The sequence below is a fragment of the Fructobacillus ficulneus genome (assembly GCF_001047075.2).
Lineage (GTDB): Bacteria > Bacillota > Bacilli > Lactobacillales > Lactobacillaceae > Fructobacillus > Fructobacillus ficulneus.
In genome coordinates this window covers 120,944-126,442 of sequence record NZ_DF968000.1, presented here as the reverse complement: position 1 = coordinate 126,442, position 5,499 = coordinate 120,944, and the positions used below count along the sequence as shown (strand labels likewise).

The 5,499-nt window shown below is 47.0% G+C and carries 4 protein-coding genes; all 4 read right to left on the bottom strand.

Going from position 1 to position 5,499, the window contains the following annotated elements; all coding sequences use genetic code 11:
• On the bottom strand, positions 1–1,072 hold a 1,072-nt coding region (gene hisD / locus AOQ29_RS02840), incomplete at its 3' end, for a histidinol dehydrogenase (protein ID WP_061993035.1).
• A complete protein-coding gene (gene hisG / locus AOQ29_RS02835; RefSeq protein WP_083989243.1) occupies positions 1,059–2,672 on the bottom strand; it encodes an ATP phosphoribosyltransferase in 1,614 nt (537 codons plus the stop codon). The genes hisG and hisD, both read right to left, overlap by 14 nt.
• A gap of 364 nt (positions 2,673–3,036) precedes the next feature.
• Complete coding sequence (gene hisJ / locus AOQ29_RS02830) at positions 3,037–3,894, bottom strand: histidinol-phosphatase HisJ (protein ID WP_061993034.1); 858 nt, start codon at positions 3,892–3,894, stop codon at positions 3,037–3,039.
• Positions 3,895–4,092: 198 nt separating this feature from the next.
• On the bottom strand, positions 4,093–5,454 hold the full coding sequence (gene brnQ, locus AOQ29_RS02825; protein ID WP_061993033.1) for a branched-chain amino acid transport system II carrier protein: 1,362 nt from the start codon (positions 5,452–5,454) through the stop codon (positions 4,093–4,095).
• Positions 5,455–5,499: the final 45 nt, after the last annotated feature.

Below are 5,499 nucleotides of genomic sequence, written 5' to 3'. Positions count from 1 at the left end.
AGTCCCCCAATGGTTCCGAAGCATACTGGCCTAGGAAGACCGACCCGGCATTTTGAATTTGGTCCAAGTAGGACTCGGCGTTCTTTAACTGGATTTCCAAGTGTTCCGGTGCTACTGCATTCATCAGGGTAATCATCTCATCGACCGTATCGACCAGGTAAATAAAACCATTGTCCTCAATCGCTGCTCGGGCAATTTCAACCCGGGGCAAGGTTGCCACTTGGCGGTCAACCTCGGCCGAAACGGCTTCGGCCAAGGCTGGCGAATTGGTAATCAGAATCGCCCGGGCCTTCTTGTCGTGTTCGGCCTGGGAGAGCAGGTCGGCCGCCACGGCTTGGCTATCCGCCGTTTCATCAGCCAAAATTCCGATTTCTGAGGGACCAGCGATCATATCGATGGCGACCTGGCCATAAACGGCCCGCTTGGCCGCAGCCACATAGGCATTTCCCGGACCGGTAATCTTATCGACCTGGGGAATCGTTTCGGTTCCATAGGCTAAAGCGGCAATTGCCTGGGCCCCACCGACTTGGTAGATGGCATCAACGCCGGCTAAGTCGGCGGCCACCAGGACGGCCGGATTAATCCCGTCGGTTTGTGGTGGCGTGACCATCACCAGTTTTTGCACCCCAGCAATCTTAGCAGGAATGGCATTCATCAAAACCGACGAGGGATAAGCGGCCGTTCCACCCGGAACATAGATACCAACCGCTGCCAACGGTGTGACTTTGGTCCCCCGGATGATGCCGGGGCGGGGTGAGTCTTGGAAGGATTCAGCGACTTCCAACTCGTGGAAGCTCGCAATGTTGGTCGCTGCCTTTTTCAGGGCGGCAACGACATCATCAGCCACCTGGTCATAGGCGGCGTCAATCGTTGCTTGACTAACCTGCAAGTCGGTCAAATCAACGCCGTCAAAGCGTTGGCTATAGTCCCGCAAGGCCTGGTCACCTTCGGCTTGAACAGTCGCGATGATTTGGTCGACCTGGTCATTAATTTTCCGGTCAGCCGTCTTTTTCGTTTGTTGGCGAATTTTACTTTGAATAGCTGCCATTGATTCGTTTTTAATAATTTGCATTTGCTTCTCCCGCCAATTCTTGGCTTAAAGTTTGAATTAACCGCGATAGTTCTGCCTGGTGCTGGAGCAAGGCGCCCCGCCGAACCAGTAAGTGGGTCGAAACCTGGCCGACCTGGTCGTAGATCACTAGGTTGTTTTCTTCCAGGGTTTTTCCCGTTTGGGTGATGTCGATAATAGCATCCGATAGTCCGGTCAAAGGACCAAGTTCCACCGACCCCTCCAGCTTAATCAGTTCAACGTCCTCACCGTGAGCCTGGAAGTAAGCCCGGGCAACTTTGGGATACTTGGTTGCTATCCGCTTGCGCCGACCACCGGTCAAATTAAAGCCTGCTGGGGCGGCCAGAATGAAGGCCGCTTTCCCGGTTTGTAAATCCAAGACATCGTAGTGGTCGGATTCCTGTTCGGCGACCGTGTCCGAGCCGACAATGCCAATATCGCCAATCCCCAGGTCCAGGTACTTGACCACGTCGGTTGGCTTGACCAGGATGAACCGGTACCGACCGTCCGGACTGTTGAAAATCAGCTTCCGCCCTGGCCGGTCTAGTTCTTCGTTATCAACCCCCGCTGCGCGCAAGAATAAGCGGACATCCTCTTCGACCCGGCCCTTGGCCAAGACCATCACGATTGGTTGGTTCGGCTGGACTTCTTGCGGCTGTCGCTGCCAATCGGCCAAGATGGTTTCAATTTTGAGGGCCAATCCAAAGGCCGGTAAGCCCTGCTGGTCTTTATTCTTCATCAAACCGTCATACCGACCGCCGGTAAAGAGGTACCGGCCCAAGCTAGGAACGAAGCCTCGAATAATCGTTCCCGTGTAGTAGGGCTGGGGTGATGACCCCGCCAGGTCAACCGTCAGGCTGACCTCTGGATAATAGTTATGGAGATGAGTAGCTAGTAGTTGCCAATTCGCTAAAATTTCTTGGACTGCCTCAATATTCCTTAGTTCGTCCATCACCGTTTCTCCACTCTCACCGAAAGCTAAGGGCCAATTCGCTAATTCGCCAGGAAAGTTAGAAATCTTGTCAGTAATCTGACGAAAGACAGTCAGGTTTTTTTCTTCAATCGATGCCTTTAACTCACGTTGTCTATCTGACCCAAGATTGTACGGAGCTAAAATCAAATCAATCAACCGAGCATCACTGAGGACAACCTGGACGTCGATAATGCCAAAGGTTCGGGCAAAATCAAGCATGATATCGAGGCCTCGAATTTCCGCGGCAAAGTCTGCTTGACCAAGTAGTTCAATTCCAGCCTGAGTTTCTTGGTTATAATCACCCGATAAATGATCAATCGGGTGGAAAACATCGCCAAAGTAATAAAGCTGGGAGAACTGGTCGGGATGATTAGTGGCGGCAACCAATCGAGCAATTGGCATGGTTAAATCTGGCCGCAAGACCAAGTTTTCTTCGGACTGACCCAGGAGCCGAAAAACTGAACTGGTTGCAGTACCATAGGTCGTTGCCCGTTCCACCAAGGCGGTCCTAACCGGAGTAAAGTCCAAGTCGTTCAGTCGTTGGCTAAAGACCTCCCTAATTTTTTGCTTATCTTTCAATTCCTGGCCATAAAGGTCTTTTGACCCGGCTGCTAATCCACGTTCATCCATCTGCTTGTCCTTTCTGACAACAAAAAACGCCCCTGCAAACTAAATAAATAGTTTCCAAGGACGCTTTCACGTGTTCCCACCTTTGTTTCTTCTTTGCTTGCACAAAGAAGCTCATTAACCTACTAGCATAGGTCGATTCGATATCGGGAATTACCGGAATGGTTTTTGGACCACTCAGCTCATTAGTGTGTTTTCATAGCAGACACTAGCACCCATCTCAATGCGTTAGCTTGGGCGTTCTCTGTACAGGAGGTCTGGCATTACTTTTCTAACTTCAGCTTCAAAGTTTATTAGATTGTTTTCATTATAGTTCTAATTTCATCTTTGTCAACATTTGATTTTAATTAATTTTTTCAAATTAATCTTAGTCTGTAAAATCAGTTCCACAATCGAGCAAGACCTGTTCTAGTTGTTCATAGTACAGGCCCTGACTGGCCACATCATGAGCATCCGACCCATAAACCATTGGAATACCAATCTTAACAGCTTCTTTGACGATGGTTTCAGTGGGATAGCTTTCGCCATTATAGGGTTTGGAAAGTCCGGCAGCATTAAAATCAATTTGCCAATTTTTCGCCTTGATTTTTCTTAGAATTTCGGTGATTTTTATTTTAATATTCTCATCAAATTGAGGCAAATTAAAGTAATGCTGGTATTTACGAATCAGCGTCATATGGCCGACCCGGACAGTGATAGCCGAGTCAAAGTCTAAACCAAGACTGGCAGCCACTGTTTGATAATACCGGTCAAACAATTTTTGTGGCTGGACTAATTCACTGGCGAAGTCCTCCCCAAAGGCAGCTTCACTATAGTCAATTGGCCGAATGTCTCCCAGATCATCAGTCATAAAGTGGACTGATAGGATAATTTCGTCCAACCAACTAGCCTGATGGTTAATAAATTCTCGAATTTCTTGCTCATACCCGGGCAAGTAATCAACTTCCAGCCCGTGTTTAATTTTAATTCGATCTCGGTACTGGTCAGCCACCTGATCTACTTCAGCCCGATAGAGCGGTAATTCGACTTGAGTCATAGCGGATTCCAGGCACTCGTCGATTGGCCCAACAAAATCTTGCAAAAATTTTTTAGGCAAAGGGGCATGTTCCGTAATGGTATATTCAGTAAAGCCCTGGTTAATCGCCTGTTCAACATAGGCTGCCAAGCTCTCCTGGCTACCGTGGTGGGAAAATCGGCTATGTGTGTGTCCGTCTTTTTTTGTCATCCCTGCTCCTCAATAGGTTGATTGGCCTGCGGTGTTACTTGACCACACATTAAGCTATCTTGGAAAAAATAGCAACTTCTCCCTAAAATCTCACGACTTAATTTAACTCCAAGTCAACCTTTGCTTAATTATCATACTGATGGCTACCCTTGTTAAAATCAATAAAAAAAGGGCAAATTGCCCTTTTAATTTTAAAATTTAGTTTGCCAAGGGAGTCTTAGCAGTAGACCGTTGTTGCCGGAATAAGAGAATGAGAATTCCGATAAAGGCCCCAGCGATAGCTGGCAAAATCCAACCAAAACCATCAGCTGCTAATGGCAAGTATTGGTGATAGCCATTAATTAAGTTGTTAATGGCAGAAATTTTCAACAACGGTGAATTTGCCAAAGCATCCAGGCAGGCGGGAATGGTAACACTAGCCATCACTGCCCGGTACATAATTGGAGACTGCTTAACCCACTTGTTTGAAATTCCAAGAAGAATCAAAGTTAAGGCAAATGGATAGAGGAACATCAAAACTGGTGTTGACCATTGAATGATGTTCGTCAATCCAGCATTCGCTGTGATGAACGAACCACCGGCAATTACTCGCAACCACCAGATGTATGAAATCTTTGGGAAAACATGGTTCAAGTCTTGGGCAAATGAACCAAAGAGACCCATGGCAGTCGTAAAGACGGCCAAAGTAACGATGATTCCGGTCACTAATATTCCTAAGTTTCCTGCGTAATGAGTAATGATCTTACTGAAGGCAGCTCCACCATTCGCAGCCACTGACATCTTACCCAAACTAGTTAAGCCGAGCAAAACTAAGGCAATGTAGAGTAATGCTTCCCAGAAAATACTAATTAAACCAGCCTTGGCCAAAATTTTTGGTGTGGCAGCATCGTCAAAGCCCATTTTTTTAACAGCGTAAATGGCAGACACAGAGAAACCGAGCAAAGCCAATCCATCCATTGTGTTATAGCCATCCAAGATTCCTTGGAAACCGGCATTAGATTGGTAGGCAGTACTAGCACTTTGATGGAATGATCCCATTGGCAAGATCAAAGCCAAAAGTAAGACCGCCGCAATGAAGATCAAGAACAAGGGATTCAAGTACTTCCCAATCCACTTCATCAATCCAGACTTCTTAATCGTCAAATAGTAAGCAAGGCCAAAGAAAATTCCTGAGAAAATCAACATGCCTAGCGTTTGGAACTTTGCTGGCAAGAAGGGACTGATTCCCATCGTGAAGGCTGTCGCAGCCGTACGTGGTGTGGCAAAGAGAGGACCCAAGGTAAAGTGAATTGCAACCAAGGCTGCTGTTCCAAACCAAGGAGCAACCGGAGCCGCAATATCATAGACACTTTTACTTTTGGTCATACTGATGGCCAACATCGCCAAAAATGGTACCAAGCACCCTGTCAGCAAAAATCCAGCAGTGGCCGGTAGCCAGTTATGACCTGCCATCTGTCCCAACTGCACTGGGAAAATCAAATTCCCGGCTCCAAAAAACATTCCAAAAATTAATGATGATAACAAAAGTAACTGTTTTCGACTTAATTTATTCTCTTTCATAATTATTCTCCCTTAAGAACGTTATTCAACTTCAGCGGTTAGTTC